This window comes from Methylomonas sp. BW4-1 (genome assembly GCF_052474385.1).
In genome coordinates this window covers 1,234,370-1,253,306 of sequence record NZ_CP184125.1, presented here as the reverse complement: position 1 = coordinate 1,253,306, position 18,937 = coordinate 1,234,370, and the positions used below count along the sequence as shown (strand labels likewise).

The 18,937-nt window shown below is 50.8% G+C and carries 18 protein-coding genes; 11 read left to right on the top strand and 7 right to left on the bottom strand.

Annotated elements, in window-relative coordinates; genetic code table 11:
• Nucleotides 1-23 precede the first annotated feature (23 nt).
• From ACH5Y9_RS05835 to rpoE, 3 genes are read right to left on the bottom strand one after another with little or no spacing between them, the layout of a single operon-like run.
• Nucleotides 24-968, bottom strand: coding sequence for a MucB/RseB C-terminal domain-containing protein (locus tag ACH5Y9_RS05835; RefSeq protein WP_445368894.1), 945 nt, complete (start codon nt 966-968; stop codon nt 24-26).
• Nucleotides 969-972: 4 nt separating this feature from the next.
• Entirely contained in the window at nt 973-1,479 is a 507-nt protein-coding gene (locus ACH5Y9_RS05830; protein ID WP_445368893.1) for a sigma-E factor negative regulatory protein, read from the bottom strand.
• Nucleotides 1,480-1,489: 10 nt separating this feature from the next.
• Nucleotides 1,490-2,080, bottom strand: a complete 591-nt coding sequence (gene rpoE / locus ACH5Y9_RS05825) for an RNA polymerase sigma factor RpoE (protein ID WP_445368892.1) — start codon at nt 2,078-2,080, stop codon at nt 1,490-1,492.
• Nucleotides 2,081-2,207: 127 nt separating this feature from the next.
• Here rpoE and nadB point away from each other — a divergent pair, with 127 nt between their 5' ends.
• The 4 genes from nadB to ACH5Y9_RS05805 all read left to right on the top strand — a co-directional run bounded on the left by nadB (nt 2,208) and on the right by ACH5Y9_RS05805 (nt 7,573).
• Nucleotides 2,208-3,863 carry an L-aspartate oxidase gene (gene nadB, locus ACH5Y9_RS05820; protein WP_445368891.1) on the top strand — a complete coding sequence of 552 codons (1,656 nt, stop codon included), beginning with the start codon at nt 2,208-2,210 and terminating at the stop codon, nt 3,861-3,863.
• A gap of 188 nt (nt 3,864-4,051) precedes the next feature.
• Complete coding sequence (locus ACH5Y9_RS05815; RefSeq protein ID WP_445368890.1) at nt 4,052-5,773, top strand: lysophospholipid acyltransferase family protein; 1,722 nt, start codon at nt 4,052-4,054, stop codon at nt 5,771-5,773.
• Between the two features lie 14 nt (nt 5,774-5,787).
• Nucleotides 5,788-6,804, top strand: a complete 1,017-nt coding sequence (locus ACH5Y9_RS05810; RefSeq protein ID WP_445368889.1) for a M14 family zinc carboxypeptidase — start codon at nt 5,788-5,790, stop codon at nt 6,802-6,804.
• Nucleotides 6,797-7,573: an alpha/beta fold hydrolase gene (locus tag ACH5Y9_RS05805; RefSeq protein WP_445368888.1), complete on the top strand. Its 777-nt coding sequence runs from the start codon at nt 6,797-6,799 to the stop codon at nt 7,571-7,573. Before ACH5Y9_RS05810 ends, ACH5Y9_RS05805 begins: the two co-directional genes overlap by 8 nt.
• 9 nt (nt 7,574-7,582) lie before the next feature.
• Here ACH5Y9_RS05805 and ACH5Y9_RS05800 read toward each other — a convergent pair whose 3' ends face one another.
• Both ACH5Y9_RS05800 and ACH5Y9_RS05795 read right to left on the bottom strand, forming a co-directional pair.
• On the bottom strand, nt 7,583-7,900 hold the full coding sequence (locus ACH5Y9_RS05800; protein ID WP_033156614.1) for an H-NS histone family protein: 318 nt from the start codon (nt 7,898-7,900) through the stop codon (nt 7,583-7,585).
• 62 nt (nt 7,901-7,962) lie between these two features.
• A complete protein-coding gene (locus ACH5Y9_RS05795; RefSeq protein ID WP_445368887.1) occupies nt 7,963-8,658 on the bottom strand; it encodes a DUF2914 domain-containing protein in 696 nt (231 codons plus the stop codon).
• A 139-nt stretch (nt 8,659-8,797) separates the two neighbouring features.
• On the opposite strand from ACH5Y9_RS05795, the gene ACH5Y9_RS05790 reads away from it, so the two are divergent.
• The 3 genes from ACH5Y9_RS05790 to ACH5Y9_RS05780 are packed head-to-tail and all read left to right on the top strand — an operon-like array spanning nt 8,798 to nt 13,519.
• Nucleotides 8,798-11,641, top strand: a complete 2,844-nt coding sequence (locus ACH5Y9_RS05790; protein WP_445368886.1) for a 2-oxoglutarate dehydrogenase E1 component — start codon at nt 8,798-8,800, stop codon at nt 11,639-11,641.
• Nucleotides 11,631-12,821, top strand: a complete 1,191-nt coding sequence (odhB, locus tag ACH5Y9_RS05785; protein WP_445368885.1) for a 2-oxoglutarate dehydrogenase complex dihydrolipoyllysine-residue succinyltransferase — start codon at nt 11,631-11,633, stop codon at nt 12,819-12,821. The genes ACH5Y9_RS05790 and odhB overlap by 11 nt, the downstream gene beginning before the upstream one ends.
• Complete coding sequence (locus ACH5Y9_RS05780) at nt 12,782-13,519, top strand: MBL fold metallo-hydrolase (protein ID WP_445368884.1); 738 nt, start codon at nt 12,782-12,784, stop codon at nt 13,517-13,519. Before odhB ends, ACH5Y9_RS05780 begins: the two co-directional genes overlap by 40 nt.
• A 47-nt stretch (nt 13,520-13,566) precedes the next feature.
• Here ACH5Y9_RS05780 and ACH5Y9_RS05775 read toward each other — a convergent pair whose 3' ends face one another.
• Nucleotides 13,567-14,013 carry an Rrf2 family transcriptional regulator gene (locus ACH5Y9_RS05775; protein ID WP_445368883.1) on the bottom strand — a complete coding sequence of 149 codons (447 nt, stop codon included), beginning with the start codon at nt 14,011-14,013 and terminating at the stop codon, nt 13,567-13,569.
• Between the two features lie 111 nt (nt 14,014-14,124).
• On the opposite strand from ACH5Y9_RS05775, the gene ACH5Y9_RS05770 reads away from it, so the two are divergent.
• The 3 genes from ACH5Y9_RS05770 to ACH5Y9_RS05760 are packed head-to-tail and all read left to right on the top strand — an operon-like array spanning nt 14,125 to nt 16,567.
• Nucleotides 14,125-14,463 (top strand): hypothetical protein, encoded by a 339-nt coding sequence (locus ACH5Y9_RS05770; protein WP_051669963.1) that lies wholly within the window; start codon nt 14,125-14,127, stop codon nt 14,461-14,463.
• Nucleotides 14,456-15,061, top strand: a complete 606-nt coding sequence (locus ACH5Y9_RS05765) for a c-type cytochrome (RefSeq protein ID WP_319962420.1) — start codon at nt 14,456-14,458, stop codon at nt 15,059-15,061. Before ACH5Y9_RS05770 ends, ACH5Y9_RS05765 begins: the two co-directional genes overlap by 8 nt.
• Complete coding sequence (locus tag ACH5Y9_RS05760; RefSeq protein ID WP_445368882.1) at nt 15,062-16,567, top strand: cbb3-type cytochrome c oxidase subunit I; 1,506 nt, start codon at nt 15,062-15,064, stop codon at nt 16,565-16,567.
• 91 nt (nt 16,568-16,658) lie between these two features.
• On the opposite strand, the gene ACH5Y9_RS05755 is transcribed toward ACH5Y9_RS05760, so the two are convergent.
• Complete coding sequence (locus tag ACH5Y9_RS05755; protein WP_033156621.1) at nt 16,659-16,853, bottom strand: hypothetical protein; 195 nt, start codon at nt 16,851-16,853, stop codon at nt 16,659-16,661.
• 448 nt (nt 16,854-17,301) lie between these two features.
• On the opposite strand from ACH5Y9_RS05755, the gene ACH5Y9_RS05750 reads away from it, so the two are divergent.
• Nucleotides 17,302-18,918, top strand: coding sequence for a methyl-accepting chemotaxis protein (locus tag ACH5Y9_RS05750; protein ID WP_445368881.1), 1,617 nt, complete (start codon nt 17,302-17,304; stop codon nt 18,916-18,918).
• The last annotated feature ends 19 nt before the right edge of the window (nt 18,919-18,937 follow it).

The following is an 18,937-nucleotide window of genomic DNA, read 5'->3' as shown; positions in this document are numbered from 1 at the left end:
TGATTTGTTACAAAAAGGACACGCTAACGTAGCGCTATGCCGTCAGCAATTAGCTCGACTGTTTTGGCGGGTACTTCACCCAATACGGTGAATTGGGTATCGCCAATCACCTTACTGAACGAATTGACAGAACCCAGGCTATGCAAACCATTCATACCTTGCGATTCTTTGGCTTCCAGATACACCGACACTGTAGAGAAACCGTCACTAATCAATAAATGATCTACGGCTTTCTGAGATTGCTGGATGGAATTGCGAATAAAAAATACCGGCTCAAACCCAGACGGCCAATTCTTCAATACGAATGTAGCGTTTTCAAACGGTTCGGCTTGAGTAGCGTGGATATGTTTGACATGAAAGCTGTTGTCGTCGACATTGCCGGCGTGGGGCTCGGCTAATGAATCGGTCATTAAATCGGTGAAAACTACTTGCTCAAGGATACTGCCGTCCAAATTGTAAACTTCGACTTTCAGCGGCAAAAAATGTTGGGTATCCACCCAGATTTTTCTCGGGTAGCGCAGCGCATCGGTAGGCTCGACACTGACGATTTGCGTCGGCAACATCGCAATGGATTCCTGACCCGACAAAACTAATTGATAATTTTTTTCCAGGTTAGCGGTGTTCTGCGGCAAATTGACGATAAACGAACTATCCAACGGATGATGATTCACCACTTTTTGACCGGTTTCCTTGAACGTGCAGGTCACTTCGTTGGATTTACGTGTCACTTCCCGCATCGGCGAATTCAAAGACGCCAAACGCTCCTGTTCGACGCCGTTTTCAACACTATGCTGATATTTCATCGTATCGAGCTGACCGTTTTTCATGAAGATCACGGTACCCCGGTAGTTGAGGGTTTTCATCGCCCGGTTCATATTATCCAGCCATTGTCTAGCCGTAACTTGATCCTTATCGGCAAAAGCGCTTTGACAAACAACGCACAGCAAAAAAGCTTTTAAAACTCTCACGCGCTTATTCCTGCCGATAGCCCACCACCCGTGCGTAGGGTTGTCCCGCTTGCACGCTATTGACATACATCGCGTTGTCATGGGCTTCCAGATAATCCTTGAATCGAGCATGCATTTCCTCGGCTGATACGTCTTTACCCTGAGCCACCATCTCGACCGAACCGAGCGGGTTATGCATTTGTTTATCCACTTTACTGCTGACCCACACCACGGCCAACGCCACCGACGCAGCAATCGCCAACGCCGCTTTTTGCCAATTTACCGCCGACTTTTTTTGGGGTAAAAAGTAGGTAGGTTCCTGCCGAATCTGTTCGTGAATCTTGTCTACAAAATCGCTGGTAACGTGAGAATATTCGCCAGTCTTCATGACTTGACTGGCAATTTGATAGCGGCGCAACTTGTCTTTCAGCAAGCCGTCGTTCTGCAAAGTCTGCAATAGCGACAGTGCCTGTTGGCTATCCAGTTCGTCGTCTATCAGTTGAGAAAGTTTTTCGTTAAGTTGTTCTTGCATCGATACACCTTTAGTCGAGCAATGGGTTTAATTTTTGGTCTATGGCTTCGCGAGCCCTAAAAATCCGCGAGCGTACCGTCCCGATGGGGCAATCCATTGCTTCCGCAATTTCTTCGTAACTCATCCCTTCAAACTCCCTGAGCGTAATTGCAATCCGCATCTCTTCTGGTAACCTCTCGATAGCTGATTTAATGACCGCCACAATTTGTTCGTTCATCAACAAATTTTCCGGCGTTTCTATATCTTTTAGTTGTGGCGCGTTTTCTACTTGTTCGGCATCTTGAACATCGATCTCGTAATCAAAATGACGGCGCGAGCGCGACAACAAATAGTTTTTGGCGGTGTTAATCGCTATACGATACAACCAAGTGTAAAAGGCGCTGTCACCGCGAAAATCTCCCAAAGCCCGGTAAGCCTTGATAAAGGTATCCTGCGCCACATCTTGAGCTTCGCTCGGATCCTTGACGTACCGGTTCACCAAGTGGACGATCTTGTGCTGGTATTTCATCACCAAAAGATCGAAGGCGGATTTATCGCCTTGCTGTACACGACGCACCAACTCTTGATCCAGATCTTCGGTATTCGTTTCTTGTTCGTTCACTGCGCTATTTTGGTATTGAAGTGGACAGAATTAAACCTCATTAGTTCTGGCAACACAAAAAAAATTACCGCAAGATTAAAACCAGATATTATTCGAAAACGCTAAAACTATTCATCCGGCCGCAAAGTTGACCACACTGACAGCAAACCAACCCAACCATACCGCTGACTCCCATTACGACATCCTTATCGCCGGCAGTGGCGGCGCCGGGCTGAGTCTTGCGCTGCATCTTGCCGACACCTATAAGGTGGCAGTGCTCGCCAAATTTGCATTGACCGAATGCAGCACCTATTACGCCCAAGGCGGTATCTCTGCGGTATTTGACGAAGAATACGATTCGATAGAATCGCATATCGAAGACACCTTGATCGCCGGCGCCGGCTTGTGCGATCCGGAGATCGTCAGACTCACCGTCGCACAGGGCCGGCAAAGCATCGAATGGCTACGTCAACAAGGCGTGAATTTTACCGAAGAGCGCAACGCCGACGGCGCCAAACAATTGCATTTAAACCGCGAGGGCGGCCACTCGCACCGCCGCATCGTCCATACCGACGATGCCACCGGCAAAGCCGTCTCGCTGTCGTTGATCGAACGCGCCCAGGCGCACCCGAACATCACCCTCCTGGAATACCACAATGTCGTCGAACTGATCACCGCCACCAAGTTGGGGGCAAGCGAACAACGCATATGCGGCGCCTATGTTTTGGACAGCAAATCAGGCAGCATCAAATCGATAGCCGCGAAAGTAGTTGTGCTCGCGACCGGCGGCGCCAACAAGGTTTATCTATACTCAACGAATCCGCACATTTCCAGCGGCGACGGCATTGCGTTGGCCTGGCGGGCCGGCTGCCGAATCAGCAATATGGAATTCATGCAGTTCCATCCGACCTGCCTTTATCATCCGACCGCGCGTTCGTTTTTAATCAGCGAAGCGGTGCGCGGCGAAGGCGCGCATTTGATTCTGCCCGACGGCGAGCGTTTCATGCGCCGTTACGACGAGCGCATGGAACTGGCGCCGCGCGACATCGTTGCTCGCGCCATCGATAGCGAAATCAAGAAACACGGTATCGAATGCGTGTATTTGGACATCAGCCACAAATCGCGGGAGTTCATTCAAAAGCACTTTCCCACCATATATATGCAGTGCCTGGAACTGGATATCGACATCAGTCAGCAACCGATCCCCGTGGTACCGGCCGCGCATTATACCTGCGGTGGCGTATTAACCGACGCCAACGCCCGCACCGACATCCCCGGCTTGTATGCCATCGGCGAAGTCGCCTGCACCGGGCTGCACGGCGCCAACCGCATGGCCAGCAATTCTCTGTTGGAATGTTTGGTGTTCGCCGAGCAGGCCAATCAGGACATTCGCCGCAATTTCGCACAATTGCCGGAACCTCTGCCGCTGCCGGATTGGGACGAATCCAAAGTCGGGGACTCGGATGAGGAAGTGGTAATCGCTCACAATTGGGATGAATTACGCCGTTTCATGTGGGATTACGTCGGCATCGTTCGCACCAATAAACGCCTGGAACGCGCCATGAACCGCCTGGTGTTGCTGAAAGATGAAATTGCCGAATACTACGGCCAGTTCCGCATTACCAGCGACCTGCTGGAGCTGCGCAATCTAGTAATCGTCGCCGAGCTAATTATCCGTTGCGCGCAACAGCGCAAGGAAAGCCGGGGCTTGCATTACACAAAAGATTATCCGGATCTGGACCACAGTCAGCCGCCGCAAAACACCGTATTGACACCGGAAAAACCCGCTCAAAAAGTTCATTGATTGTCGCCATCGAACCCACCATGCCCCCTCTAGACCGGGAGAGGGGTTTTTGGTGACTGCCAAGAGTACTTCATCACGCATAATCCACCATTGCCTGCCATTCTTCTTCAACCTGCGGACTGACATATTTCTGACATATTCGCTCACTAGAATCCCCCGCCATACTCCTTTTTCCAGGACACTGAGCGATGATCGATGCTGAACGCATTCTGCAAGAAACCTATCCCGACTTTAAATTTGGCAAAGACAATAAGCTGGTCGTACAAGCTTTAAAAAAACTGATCCACGAAGACGATTTCAACGACGTTATCCGTAAAAACCAACATCTACGCGGCTTCGCCTTTCTCGACAAACTACTGAATTATTTCAAGTTCAATTATCAAGTCAGCAACGATTGTTACAACAATATCCCCTCCGAAGGTCGCTTGCTGATCGTCGCCAATCACCCGATCGGCACATTGGATGGCTTAGCCCTGGTGAAACTGATTCGATCAGTACGACCCGACGTGCGCATCGTCGCCAACCGGGTTTTATCGCACATGGAGCCCTTGCAATCGATCTTCTTACCGGTCGATGTGTTATCCGACAAGAAAAAACTGAAAGACGTTTATAAAGTCATGCTGGATGCACTGGAGCATGAAGAAGCGATCATTTTCTTTCCCGCCGGCGAAGTGTCGCGCATCACCCCAAAAGGCATTCGCGACGGTGCCTGGCAATCCGGTTTTATCAAGCTAGCCCGTAGGGCGCAATGTCCAATCTTGCCGATCTTTATTAAAGCCAAGAACTCCGCCTTGTTCTATAGCGCCTCGACGCTATACAAACCGCTGGGCACGATGCTGCTAGTCAAGGAGATGTTCAACAAAAAGGGCCAGGAAATTAAATTCATGGTCGGCGCACCCGTACCTTACCAAGTTATTGCCGATAGCGAGGAAAGCAACAAACAGCTGAGTCAGCGCTTTCGTAAGCACGTACAAAACCTGGGCAAAAAAAACAAACCGGCGCTATTTGAGACCGTCGCTACCGTAGTGCATCCTTCCGACACCAAAGCGGTGAAGAAGGCCTTGTACCAATCGCGTCTGCTTGGCGAAACTCGCGACGGCAAAAAGATCTTTTTATACCAGTTTCAAGACGATTGCCCGGTGATGCGGGAGATCGCCCGCTTGCGCGAGTTGACCTTCAGAACGGTCGAGGAAGGCACCGGCCTGGCATTGGATCTGGATAAATTTGATATTTACTACAGCCATATCGTGCTGTGGGACGACAACGATCTGGAAATCGTCGGCGCCTACCGAGTCGGCGAAGGCTCGGCTATTATGGCCAGCCACGGCGTGGACGGCTTTTATACGCAAACGCTGTTCGATTTGCGCAGCGAATTTGAAGCTTATCTGCCCTACAGCATTGAATTGGGGCGTAGCTTTGTGCAACCACGTTATTGGGGGCAACACAGCCTGGATTACCTTTGGTACGGCATAGGTGCGTATTTGCGCGAACGGCCGGACATCAAATACCTATTCGGCCCGGTCAGTCTCAGCAATGCTTATCCGCAAGCCGCCAAAGAACTGATTATCGGCTTTTATCAACAGCAATTTGCCTCCGATTTACAGCACACCAAGGCCAGAACACCGTTCGTAATTTCGCAACAAGGCAAGGCATTTGCCGCCACCGAATTCAGTGCCGACTACTCCACCAGTTTCAAAATATTGAATAGCGAACTAAAAAAACTGGGCGTCAAAGTCCCTACGCTTTATAAACAATACGTGGAATTATGTGTCGATAAAGGCTGCCATTTCGTCGCCTTCAATATCGACCCGGACTTTAACAATTGTATCGACGGCCTGATCATGGTGGAGGTCGATAAAATCGCACCCAAAAAAAGACAGCGCTACATCGAAAAATCACTGGCGGGGTAGATTGGCGCGAATTCATGGAAAATCGTTCATTCCCGGAGCTGGATCAGCTGGAAGCACTGATCCGGCAATTCGGCGACCGCGCCCATTGCGAGATCGTCGAGCAAATAAGCTACAAAGACACGCAATTTCCCATCCATTGCCTCAGCCTGGGTTCAAATAGCCCGGACGTCCCAGTATTGGCTTTTTTCGGCGGCGTACATGGTCTGGAGAAAATCGGCTCGGAAGTCATATTGGCCTACTTGCAAACCATCCTGCAATTATTGGATTGGGATCAAGAATTTAACGCTCGTTTGCAGAATTCGCGACTGGTATTTGTGCCCATCATCAACCCGGTAGGCGTCTACCGAGGCACGCGCTGCAACGGCCATGGCGTGGATTTGATGCGCAATTCACCCATCGAAAGTAGCGGTAATACCCGGCTATACAGCGGTCAGCGTTTCAGCGCCAAACTGCCCTGGTATCGCGGCGATGAATCGAAAATGGAAAAGGAAGCCCAAGCCCTATGCCGGGTGGTGCATAAACATCTGTTCAATGCACCGTTATCGATTGCTATCGATCTGCATTCGGGGTTTGGGATACACGATAGGTTATGGTTTCCCTATGCCTCCTGCCAGACGCCGTTTCCAGGCATCGCCGAAGCATACGGCTTAAAACAACTGTTTGATCGCTGCTACCCGCATCATTTTTATAAAATAGAGCCCATGAGCCAGGAATACGTCATCAGCGGCGATTTATGGGATTATCTATATGACGACTTTATCGACCGGCACGGTAGACAGCGCGTGTTTCTGCCGTTGACGCTGGAGATGGGCTCTTGGCTATGGCTGCGCAAAAGCCCGACACATTTGTTTCAACGTCACGGCTTGTTTCACCCCTTGTTGCCGCATCGCCAACAGCGCATCATGCGTCGGCATCTGACCTTATTCGATTTCCTGTATCGCAGCCTGCTCTATCCGCAAAAATGGGCGACATTGACCAGCCAACAGCAAGAACATAATCGGCAACAAGCGATGGATTTCTGGTATGCCTGAAGCAGCAGCCGGGCAACATTGGTTATTACTGCGTGGTCTATGCAGAGAGGCTGCACATTGGGGAAATTTTCCGGATGTGTTGCGGCAGGCTTTTCCGGAATCGACCGTCACAACTATCGATTTGCCAGGCACCGGCCGATATTACCAAGAACCTAGCCCGGACAACATCGAAGCGATAACGGCACAAGTCCGCCGCCAGGCTTTAGACTATGGTTTGTTGGCAAAGCCGGTAACGTTACTCGCACTGTCGCTCGGCGGCATGGTAGCCTGGGAGTGGTTACAGCGCTATCCGCACGACATCGCCGCTGCCGCCCTGGTCAACACCAGCTTTGCAGGCTTAAGCCCGTTTTATCGGCGCATGCGTTGGCAGAGTTATCCGCAGTTTTTTCAGTTATTACTGGAAAGGGATTTGTATCACAGGGAACTGGCAATTCTTCAGCTGGTTAGTAACCGGCAAAATATCTACGCGGAAACGGCCAAGGCCTGGACCGCCATACAGCAAGTTCGGCCTATCAGCCTCGCTAATGGAATCAGACAGCTAAAAGCAGCGGCACGCTATCGGCCTAGTCAGAAAAAACCCGAGACACCGTTGCTGATATTGAACGGCCGGGGCGACCGATTAGTCGCACCGGCTTGTTCCGACGCCATTCATAGTAAATGGCAAATCGACATCTTCAAGCACCCGTGGGCGGGCCATGATCTATGTTTGGACGATGGAGCCTGGGTAGCAAACCGTTTAAAAGACTGGATAAACCAGAGTACGGTTTAAATCCGAAGATTATTTAATTTCGAACTCGGCTTTATTGCGACCGGAGGCCAGCAGTTCCTGCATCCATTTCGGCGCCAATCCACGGCCAGACCAAGTTAAGGACGCATCGTTAGGACTACGGTATCTAGCCGCCACTTTGCCGGTTTTTCTTTCGGATTTTTTTTCGCCGTCTTGAATATCGACCGTTACACCGATAGAAGCCGCTAATTCCTTAATTTGCGCTATAACTTCCTTACGTTTACTGGATTGTCTTTCTTTTAATGCTTTTTCGGCATTATCAATAACAGCCTGTAATTCGGCTTCGGATAGTTTATTAAAGTCAGTCATATTTTCCTCGTTAATCAAAAAACGCAAGCAATTCTATCACCCGGCGTTTATAAATAAAACTATTATTCAGGGTTAACTGAAAAATTGACCTCGGAATATACCTTACCTTTCTTATCCGTCAACTGTACTTGCCATTCGCCTTTATCTTTGGCAGACAAGATTTTACTAGACCATACCTTGGTTATTTTATCTTTCATATCCAATTGTTTTTGATGCACGATTTGACCGTTACGCGACCATCGATGAAACAAAGATCTACCCTTCATGTTTTTTATCTCACTAAAATAAAAAACTTCCCGGGATTGGTTAGGAATAACTCTCAGCGGCGACTTAATCGGTTCGCCGGGCTCATCATCCTTCGGCTCGGTATTTAAAGATGCTCTGATAACCTTGCGGTCCAATATAATCGCCGCCGGCTTTTTAACACTGTCTATTTTTTTAACACTTTCTGAGTTAACTGATGCCTGCCGCACTATCGGCGGCACTGGCTTTTCCAATAGCGCAGGCTCCTGCCGTTCAACCATTTCAACATCCGGTGTATTTAATTTTTGAACTTTTTCCGTGGTATCGATCTGAGTATCGGTATCTTCATCGCCGCCACCAAACCATGAAAATAATACTATTAGCATCAAAACTAACACCAGAACCGCAACCAGTATCCTGCGAATATGCCAAACCGTTACCGTTTGCGGCTCCGCGTTTATGCTTGGGTGCTTCCTATCATAATTAATTTTGATAACTACTTTATTATCAGCCATGTTTTTTCCCGATATTGAATCAACCAAATGAAACTGGAATGACTTGATGCACTAGCCCGTTACAACACATTGTCCTTGGTAATATAACATTTTAGTTCTAACATAATCGGCTGAACTTGCCGAAAACCTGGATGTTTGCATGAGTAGCCTGCTTAAACAATTTGAAGAGTCCTCCTCATTGTACGGAGGCAACGCCCATTTCATCGAGTACTTGTACGAACAGTACTTGAGCAATCCGGAATCCATTAGCCCAAGCTGGCGACAGCGCTTCGACCACATTCGCAGTGGCGCCACCGAAGACACGCCGCACAGCGTGATTGTGGAACGCTTCGAAAAATTGGCGATTGCAGAACCAGGCAGACTGGCCAGAATGCAGGGCTTTACCGAGCAAAGCGTCAAGAAGCAATCGGCGGTAGCCCGCTTGATCAATCATTACCGGGTCAAGGGCCACCAGATAGCTTCCAACAACCCGCTTGGCCAATCGCAAAGCATTCCAGCCGACTTAGAACCCATATATTATGGTTTGACGGATGCGGACATGAGCACGCTGTTCGACACCGGCGGTTTGTGCGGCGTGGACCGCTTGCCCTTGAAAGCCATTATTCAAACGCTTAACGAGATTTACTGCGGCAGCATCGGCAGCGAATACATGCACATCGTCGATGACGAGAAGAAGCGTTGGATCAAGGATAAACTGGAAGGCGCAAAACCGGATTTCAGCAGCCATCCGGAAAAACGCCAATGGCTTTTAAAGTTGTTGATCGCGGCCGAAGGCTTGGAGCGCTTCCTGCACCGCAAATATGTCGGCCAAAAACGCTTTTCGCTGGAAGGTGGTGAGTCTTTGATTCCGATACTGGACGAATTAATCCAGCGCGCCGGCGAACACAAAGGCAAGGAAATCGTCATCGGCATGGCCCATCGCGGCCGATTGAACGTACTCATTAATATATTGGGCAAAAGCCCGGCGGTATTGTTCGGCGAATTCGAGGGCACTCACACGTCCTCGCCCGGCGTATTGACCGGCGACGTCAAATACCACCAAGGCTTTTCGTCCAATATCGCCACACCGGGTGGCCCGATCCACTTGACGCTGGCCTTCAACCCCTCGCATTTGGAAATCATCAATCCGGTGGTGGAAGGTTCGGTAAAAGCCCGCCAAGATCGACATGGCCCTGATGGTTTTGACGCGATCCTGCCGATATTGATTCACGGCGACGCCGCCTTTGCCGGCCAGGGTATTGTGATGGAAACCTTGAATATGTCGGAAACGCGGGCGTTTTCAACGGGCGGAACGGTACATATCGTCATTAATAACCAAATCGGCTTTACCACCAGCAACCCGTTCGACGCGCGCTCCACCCTGTATTGCACCGACGTTGCGAATATGATTCAGGCGCCGGTATTTCACGTCAACGGCGACGATCCGGAAGCGGTGATTTTCATTACGCAATTGGCACTGGATTATCGCAACACCTTTCATAAAGATGTGGTGATCGACTTGATTTGCTACCGCCGCCACGGCCACAACGAAGCGGACGAACCGGCGGCTACCCAGCCGATGATGTACAAATCCATCCGCGACCACCAAACACCGCCACAAATCTATGCTCAAAAATTAATGACGGAAGGTGTCGTCACTGAAGACATGGTGCAGAAAATGGAGCAGGATTACCAACAACTGCTCAACGAGGGGCAACCGGTATCACGGCCGATTATTGAAAACAATGTTTACTCATACTCAGCGCGCTGGGTGCCCTATCAAAACAAACATTGGGACACGCCGGCCGACACCTCGATAAGCTTGGAGTATCTCCAATTCTGCAACCAACGCTTGCAAAGCTTGCCGGAGGGTTTTGAGTTGCACCCCAGAGTCGCCAAAGTCATGGATGACCGCAATAAAATGGCGGCCGGCGACATTCCGATGGATTGGGGTTTCGCGGAAAATTTGGCTTATGCGTCGCTGCTACTGGAAAAATATGACATGCGTTTGACCGGCCAGGATATCGGCCGCGGCACTTTCTCGCATCGCCATGCCATTTTGCTGAATCAGGCCAACGGTGAAAACTACATCCCGCTGAAACATTTGAGCGAAAATCAGGGCCGCGCCCAAATCTTTAACTCGCTGCTCTCGGAAGCCGGCGTCTTGGGTTTCGAATACGGCTACAGCTCCACCGAACCCAATAAATTGGTGATCTGGGAAGCGCAATTCGGTGATTTCGCCAACGGCGCGCAAGTGGTCATCGACCAATTCATTTCCTCCGGTGAAACCAAATGGGGCAAACTCAGCGGTTTGGTCATGCTGCTGCCGCACGGTTTTGAAGGCCAAGGCCCGGAACATTCCTCGGCTCGCCTGGAGCGCTATTTACAGTTGTGTGCCGACCACAATATCCAAGTCTGCGTACCCACCACCCCGGCGCAAATTTTTCATTTGCTGCGCCGGCAAATGTTACGCCAATATCGTAAGCCGCTGATCGTCATGAGCCCGAAAAGCCTGCTACGACACAAGCTGGCGGTATCGACACTCAGCGATTTAACCGACGGCGAATTTTTGAACGTGATAGGCGAACAAGACGATATCGATCCCTACCATGTCACACGCATAGTATTGTGCGCCGGCAAAGTTTATTTCGATTTGTTGGAAGCCCGCCGCCTGGATCAGGAGCAACTGCGACATGTCGCGATTATTCGTATCGAGCAGCTCTACCCGTTTCCGAACGAGCAATTCAAACGCGAAATCGACAAATATCCCAATGTCGAGCATATTGTCTGGTGTCAGGAAGAGCCGAAAAACCAAGGCGCCTGGTACCAAAGCAAGCACCATTTTTTCGATTTGCTAGACAAGAATATCCCGATCAGTTATGCCGGCCGGGTCGCGTCGGCTTCTCCGGCGGTCGGCAATTACAAAACCCATCTCAATGAACAACGCGCCGTGGTAAACGCCGCGCTCTATGGCAGCAACGAAGGAAACACACATGAGCTTTGAAATACTTGTCCCCAGCCTTCCCGAATCCGTATCCGATGCCACCTTAGTCGCTTGGCACAAACAGGCGGGCGAATGGGTCAACGAAGGCGACAATCTGGCTGATCTCGAAACAGATAAAGTCATCCTGGAAGTACCGGCACCCAAATCCGGAACTCTTCTGGAACTGGTGGTACAAGACGGCGAAACCGTGGTTGGCGGCCAACTACTCGCCAAACTGGACGCCCAGCAAGCCAAACCAGCCCAAGCAGCCGAAAAAACCGAAGAAGCCGTGCTTAGCCCTTCCGTTCGCAAACTGGTTGCCGAAAAGGATCTTGATCCACAAGCCATCGCCGGCTCCGGCAAACATGGCAGGATTCTGAAAACCGACGTCTTGGATTTCTTGAACACGCAAACGAAAGATGCGCCACCTGCGCCTACTCCCGCGCCCGCGCCGGCTACGGAAACCCACTCGCCGTTGTCCGCCACAGCCGTCGCCAGCCTGAGGCCGGAACAGCGAGTGCCGATGACTCGCTTACGTGCCAAAGTAGCCGAACGCTTGCTGCAAGCCCAGCAAAACGCGGCGATGCTGACCACCTTTAACGAAGTCAATCTCAGTGCCGTCATCGATCTGCGCAATCACTACAAAGATCGTTTCGAAACCAAACACAGCATCAAGCTGGGCTTCATGTCGTTCTTCGTCAAAGCATCGATTGAAGGCTTAAAACGCTTCCCGGCGATTAACGCTTCCATTGACGGCAGCGACATCATTTACCACGGCTACTACGATATCGGTATCGCCGTCACCACGCCGCGCGGCTTAATCGTGCCAATTTTGCGCGATGCTGACCAACTGGATTTCGCCGGCATCGAAAAAGGCATACACGATTTCGGCAATAAAGCCCGCAACGGCTCGATCAGCGTCGAAGACCTCAGCGGCGGCACCTTTACCATCACCAACGGCGGCATCTTCGGTTCCATGTTATCCACGCCCATTCTGAATCCGCCGCAATGTGCAATTTTGGGTATGCATGCGATTAAAGACCGACCAGTGGTAGAAAACGGCGAAATCGTCATCCGTCCTATCATGTACCTGGCCCTGTCCTACGACCATCGTTTAGTGGACGGCAAGGAAGCGGTACAGTTTTTGGGCATCATCAAGGAATGTTTGGAAGCGCCGGCGCATCTATTACTGAATATCTAACTTACTTTTACATCGCTCCCGCGCAAGCGGGAGTCCACCTGCCTGCCATCATCTATTTCATGCGCTACACCATTATTCCCGTCACCGCCTACCAACAAAATTGCACCTTGCTGGTCTGCGGACAAACCAATAAAGCCGCGCTGGTCGACCCTGGCGGCGACCTTGATGTATTGCTGAAGGAAGTCAAAAAGCAAGGCGTGGAGCTGGAATCGATTCTGGTCACCCACGGCCATCTCGATCATGTTGGTGGCGTGGCGGAGTTGGCGGAAAAACTCTCGTTGCCGATCATCGGCCCGCAAATTGAAGATAACTTCTGGATCGAGGCCTTGTCACAGCAATGCCGGATGTTCGGTTTTCCGGAATCGGCCAGTTTTACCCCACAGCGTTGGCTGAACGACGGCGATACGGTTAAGGTGGGTAATGAAGTGTTACTGGTGATCCATTGCCCCGGACACACACCTGGCCATGTGGTGTTTTTCAGCGAGGCACAGCGTCTGGCTCTGGTTGGCGATGTGTTGTTCAAAGGCTCGATAGGTCGTACCGATTTTCCCAAAGGCGACCATCAAACTTTGATCAATTCCATTGAATTAAAACTCTGGCCCTTAGGAGAGGACGTGAAATTCATCCCCGGTCACGGGCCGATGTCGACGTTTGGTGCGGAAATGCGCAGCAATCCTTATGTCGGAGCCTACCGTTAACGGCCTCCTCAACAATCAAAAGGCATACGGAGCGTTCATCATCACTACTAGCGCTCCAATTTGGTCAGGCTGACGAGTTGTTGTGCCGAAGGCTGACTCACCAAATCGCTCAAAACCGCCTTATCCAAAGTCTGTAAAAACTGCTCGACAGCGCCGCCTAACAGCCCTATCAGCCCGCACCCTTTCTCCAGCGCACAACTACCCTGCTTTTTGGGATTAAAACATTCGGCCATCTGAAAGTGCCCCTCCACTTCCCTTACCACATTGCCGACACTGATCTCCCGCGCCGGCCGCGACAAACAAATACCCCCCCCTTTGCCGCGTACCGTCAGCACAAAACCTTTTACGCCCAGTTTGTGTACCACCTTGACCAAGTGGTTTCTGGAGATGCCGAAAAAATCGGCTAATTCAGTAATTGTTACCCGTTTTTCAGTGTTGATAGCCAGATAAATCAGTACGCGCAGCGCGTAATCGGTATGTGCAGTCAATTGCATGTCGGTGAATTTGGTAAAAGCCGTATTTGAAATAAATGTTAATGACGCTTACACTTGCCGGAAAGTTGCATTTTAAACGCATGTTATAAAACTGTCCGGCGGTAAAATTTAATGTTGATCGAACCCGTTGCCCTATCCGATTTTTTCCTGAGCTTTTTCAGTGCGGCGTTGATCATCTTGCTGGCTACCGTGTATGCGGCGTTGTATGCCTGGTCCAAGATCAGCGGCCGCCGCAAATTCGAGCTCGCCGCCTGGTTAATCTACGCCGCATTGCTGATTTGCGTTGGCGTGTTCAGCTACGTCAATCATTTTAACGATTATTGGCTGCTGCTGTCCTTGTTAATGGTACTCGGCTACGGCTGGATGCCGCGTTTTATCTGGAAGTTGTGCGCCGCGACGCACGATGCAGATACTCACCACTCTCATCAATCTGGAGATCATCATGACTGAGCAAAGTCCGCCCCGCTGGGCGTCGGAAACATTCTGGAAAAAAACCGCGATCTGGGTGACCGGCGGATCTTTTGTACTGCTGGTTATTTTAAGCTTCGATTCGATGAAACAAATCAGTGCCGGCGGTCCGCGCGTGCCCGCCTACAGCGTGATAAACAAGGACATTAGTTATCGCTTCGACAAAGCCAAGCAGCGCTACCAACCCACCATAGGCGAGGACGCACCGTTGTTCGGCAAAACTTTGAGCGAAGAAGATGCCGAAAAACTGATCGATCACGGCAAAAAAACCGTACAAGCCAAGAACTGCATGAATTGCCACACCCTGCTCGGCAACGGCGCCTACTACGCGCCGGACTTGACCAAAGCCTGGCTAGATCAAGGCTGGGGAGCCAAGGAATCGCGCGAACAAATGATGGTGAACTTCCTGCTCGATCCGGAAAAAAATGCCCGCACCTACGGCTCCAACCGCAAGATGCCCAATCTGGACATCACGCCACAAGAAGCTGAAGCCATCGTTGCTTTCCTGAAATGGATGTCGTCTATCGACACCAACGGCTTCCCGCATAATTTCATCGCGCTGGGCGAAGAGGAACAATAAATGACCTTACAAGCTTATCAAGAAAAAGCGGCGAACTGCTGGGCCGGTTGCAAGCAACGCCATACCAAACTCATGGCCAATCCCCATCTGAGCGGCGGCCAAAAACTGGCGGTACATTATTTTACCGTGGCGATGGTGTTGTTTATGGCGCAATTGCTGTTCGGCCTGTTGGCCGGTCTGCAATTCATCTTCCCCAGCTTTCTCTACGAAATCCTGGATTTCAACGTCAACCGCATGGTGCACATCAACGCCATGGTGGTATGGATGCTGTACGGTTTCCTCGGCTCGGTGTACTGGTTTCTGGAAGATGAAAGCGGCGTCGAAATCGTCGGCCTGAAATGGGGACAATTGGCGTTCTGGGTATTGACCGGCGCCGTCACCGTCGTGGTCTTGGTGTACTTGCTGATTCAAATCGGCAGCGGTACCGATACCTCACTCTGGTTGATCAACGAAGGCCGCGAATACATCGAAGCGCCGCGCTGGGCCGACATCGGCATCGTCGTGGTGGTATTGACCTTTTTCTACAACGTCGCCGCCACCTTTGCCAAGGGCAAATGGTCGGGCATCGCCGGCGTGTTGACTTTGGATCTGGTCGCTCTGGCCGGTTTGTATTTGGCCGGCATGTTTTATGTGACCAACATTTCCGTCGACCAATACTGGTGGTGGTGGGTGATTCACTTGTGGGTGGAAGCAACTTGGGAAGTTCTGGTGGGCTGCATCATGGCCTGGAGTTTGATGAAGTTGCTGGGCGTGCGCCGCAAAGTCGTACAAACCTGGCTGTATATTGAGGTGGCCTTGATGTTCGGCTCCGGCATCTTGGGCTTGGGCCATCACTACTTCTGGATAGGCACACCTGAATACTGGTTCACCATCGGCGGCTTCTTTTCGGCGCTAGAACCCATCCCCTTGGTGGCGATGGTAGTACATTCCATCTACGACGCCGGCGCGCACCGCTTCAAAAACAGCAACCACCCCGCCCTGGCCTGGATCATCGCCCATGCCTTCGGCAATTTTCTCGGCGCCGGCGTCTGGGGCTTCATGCACACCCTGCCGCAAATCAATCTATATACTCATGGTACCCAATGGTCTGCTTCGCACGGTCATTTAGCGTTCTTCGGGGCTTATGCCACCATCAACATCGCCTTCTTCTATCTGGCCGCACAGCAAGCGCGCGGTAATGTCTGGATGGGCGGCGAGTTGGTCAATGGCTGGCGCTGGAAAACCGCCGCAGTGTTATTGAATCTGGGCGTGATGGGCATGACGGTGGCTTTATTGATCGCCGGCTACGAACAATCGTTTATCGAACGCGCGGTGGAAGGCTCAACTTGGGCCGGCTATTTTGCCGCACAAAATCATCCCTGGTTCATGCAAGCAATGGTCTGGCGCATGGTATTTGGCTTGATGACGGCGGCGGGCGGCGGTTTGTTGTTCTGGGATTTATTGGAAATCGGCAAGGGTGAGCAACGGCCCGCGGCAGTGATTGACAGCGAAGCAGTAGCCGAATAAACCAAGGGTGTGCTTACCGCTTGGGCATCCACCGATTTTTCAAACGCTTAAGGCGAATACGCTGCCGTATTCGCCTTATAAAGGTTTTATCTCAAACCGGAGAACATTGCGAACAAGCGGTTGGCTTGGCAAATCTCTCACTGGCCTTCTTCGCCGCACTGACCACGTTACTGATTGAACCCAGATAATAAATCGCCTCTTTAGCCGGCAGCAAAGAGCAGCTGGATTTATGAATCAGGTGGTCGCCATTTTCCTGCGCGCTTATCTCAATAAAAAACTCTGCCATTGTCTATTCCTCTTGATATAGGTTTTATAAATACAGGTCGAACCGCTTGAATGATCGAAACTCTGTAGGCCATCGAACATTCGGCCTGAGAGATGTTATGAAAACGACATGAATAACCGCTAATTCAGGCCATTTTGCGGCTCAGCTAACTGACAGCAAGAAATAAACCAGAATCACCGGTACATCAGCCCTACTCATTCCGCGTTAAGCAACACCTTGTTTGGGCATTTGTTAAACAACATAAAGTACCCGACAAATAATAAGCTTGCTTACCGTCAATGCCACACAATCGAGGGTAATCCAAGCATCTGTTGATACTCACTTGATCGCAGACTGACCCACTGCCTTTCCGTTATTCCAGCTCTATCTAAGTGACTGATTGTTGCATTGAAAATTTCTTCTACAATTTCTACTCAGCTTTCACGTTATTAATACAGGGGGAATGCGTATGCTGAATCGTTTTTCGATAGCCGCCAAACTTCAACTGATGTCTTGGTTTGCGTCGCTACTGCTGGCCGGCCTGGCTTTACTTGGCTATCACGCCTTAGATTATGTCGGCGATGCAGCTCACCGCATGGGAAAAAGTAAAGACATCCTCGCCGACATTCTACCGCCCCCCTTATTTCTGGTTGAAGCTCAGTTGATGGCCGAGCAGCTATACCACGACAAAGATAAAGACCCTAAGTATGCGAGGTTAAAAGAATTGAAAATCGAGTACGACACCCGCAATCGCTATTGGGAGTCCGCACAGGAGATTCCAGCCCAACTAAAACAAGCCATATTGGGCACGCAACGCGAACAAGCCGATCAGTGGTGGAAAGAATTGGAGGAACGCTATATTCCAGCAATCAAGGAAGGTGATGTAAAAACAATGGATCTGGCTATGGAACGCCTGGATGAACAGTACGAACGGCATCGCGAAGCATTGGCAGAAACCGTCAAAATTTCCAACCGATATTCCAATGAGACCTTGGCAAACCTTAACCAAACCGTCGGTAGCACAACCTGGTATCTGGTTGGAGTGGCCTTGTTGGGGGCAATCGCATTCGTGATAATGGCCTACGTGATTATTCAACAAATCCGCTACAGCCTTGATCAAGCGGAAAAAGTCACGGGGGCTATCGCCGCCGGCGACCTGACGGTAATCATCCCCGATGCAGGCGACGATGAAATCGGACAACTTCTCAGAAAGTTAGCGCAGATGCGCAAGAACTTACACAATCTAATCTCCGATATGCACAACGGCGTATTCCAGCTTAATCGATATTCTGCGGACCTGTTGGAGGCCGCCGCGCAAGAATCGATTATCGCCAATAACGGTTACGAGGCAGCTTGCAGTATGGCGGCCACTATCGAACAGCTGTCGGTATCGCTCGAACAAGTCAACGGTAATGCGCTGGACGCCAAGCAGGTTGCATTCGAATCAGGACAGCGCGCGCAGTTATCCACCAAGGTAATTAGCTCCACCGCCATAGAGATGCAAAAAATTTCAGCCATTGTCGTGAATGCGGCTGACTACATTCGCAATCTGGAATCAATCAGCTCGGAAATAACCAGTATTGTCGACGTAATTCACGGTGTCGCCGAACAAACCAATCTGCTTGCTCTAAACGCCGCGATTGAGGCCGCCCGCGCCGGCGAGTACGGCCGAGGTTTTGCGGTGGTTGCAGACGAAGTCAGAACGCTTGCCGAGCGCACCAGCACGTCCAGCGGTGAAATTAAATTAATGGTGGAAAAAATTCGTCAAGCCTCCAAAGCCGCTGTGCAGGCTATGGAAAGCGGGGTAACCGGCGTTGAATCCGGCGTAGCGCTGTCCAGCCAGGCAGGCCAATCGGTCAACGAAATTCTCGACGCCCAATACCGCGTGACACTGTCGGTAGACGGGATTAGCGGCGCACTGGGCCAGCAATCGGCTGCTACACGCGATATGGCTAATCGGGTGGAACAGATCTCGCAAAATGCCAACTCGCTGGCTAAAACCGTAGAGAAAACCAAGCAGAGCGCAGAACAATTGGCGCAACAGGCCGCTAGCCTCGATAAGTTGGCTGCACGCTTCAAATTATAAGCATTCAGCGCAGAATGCG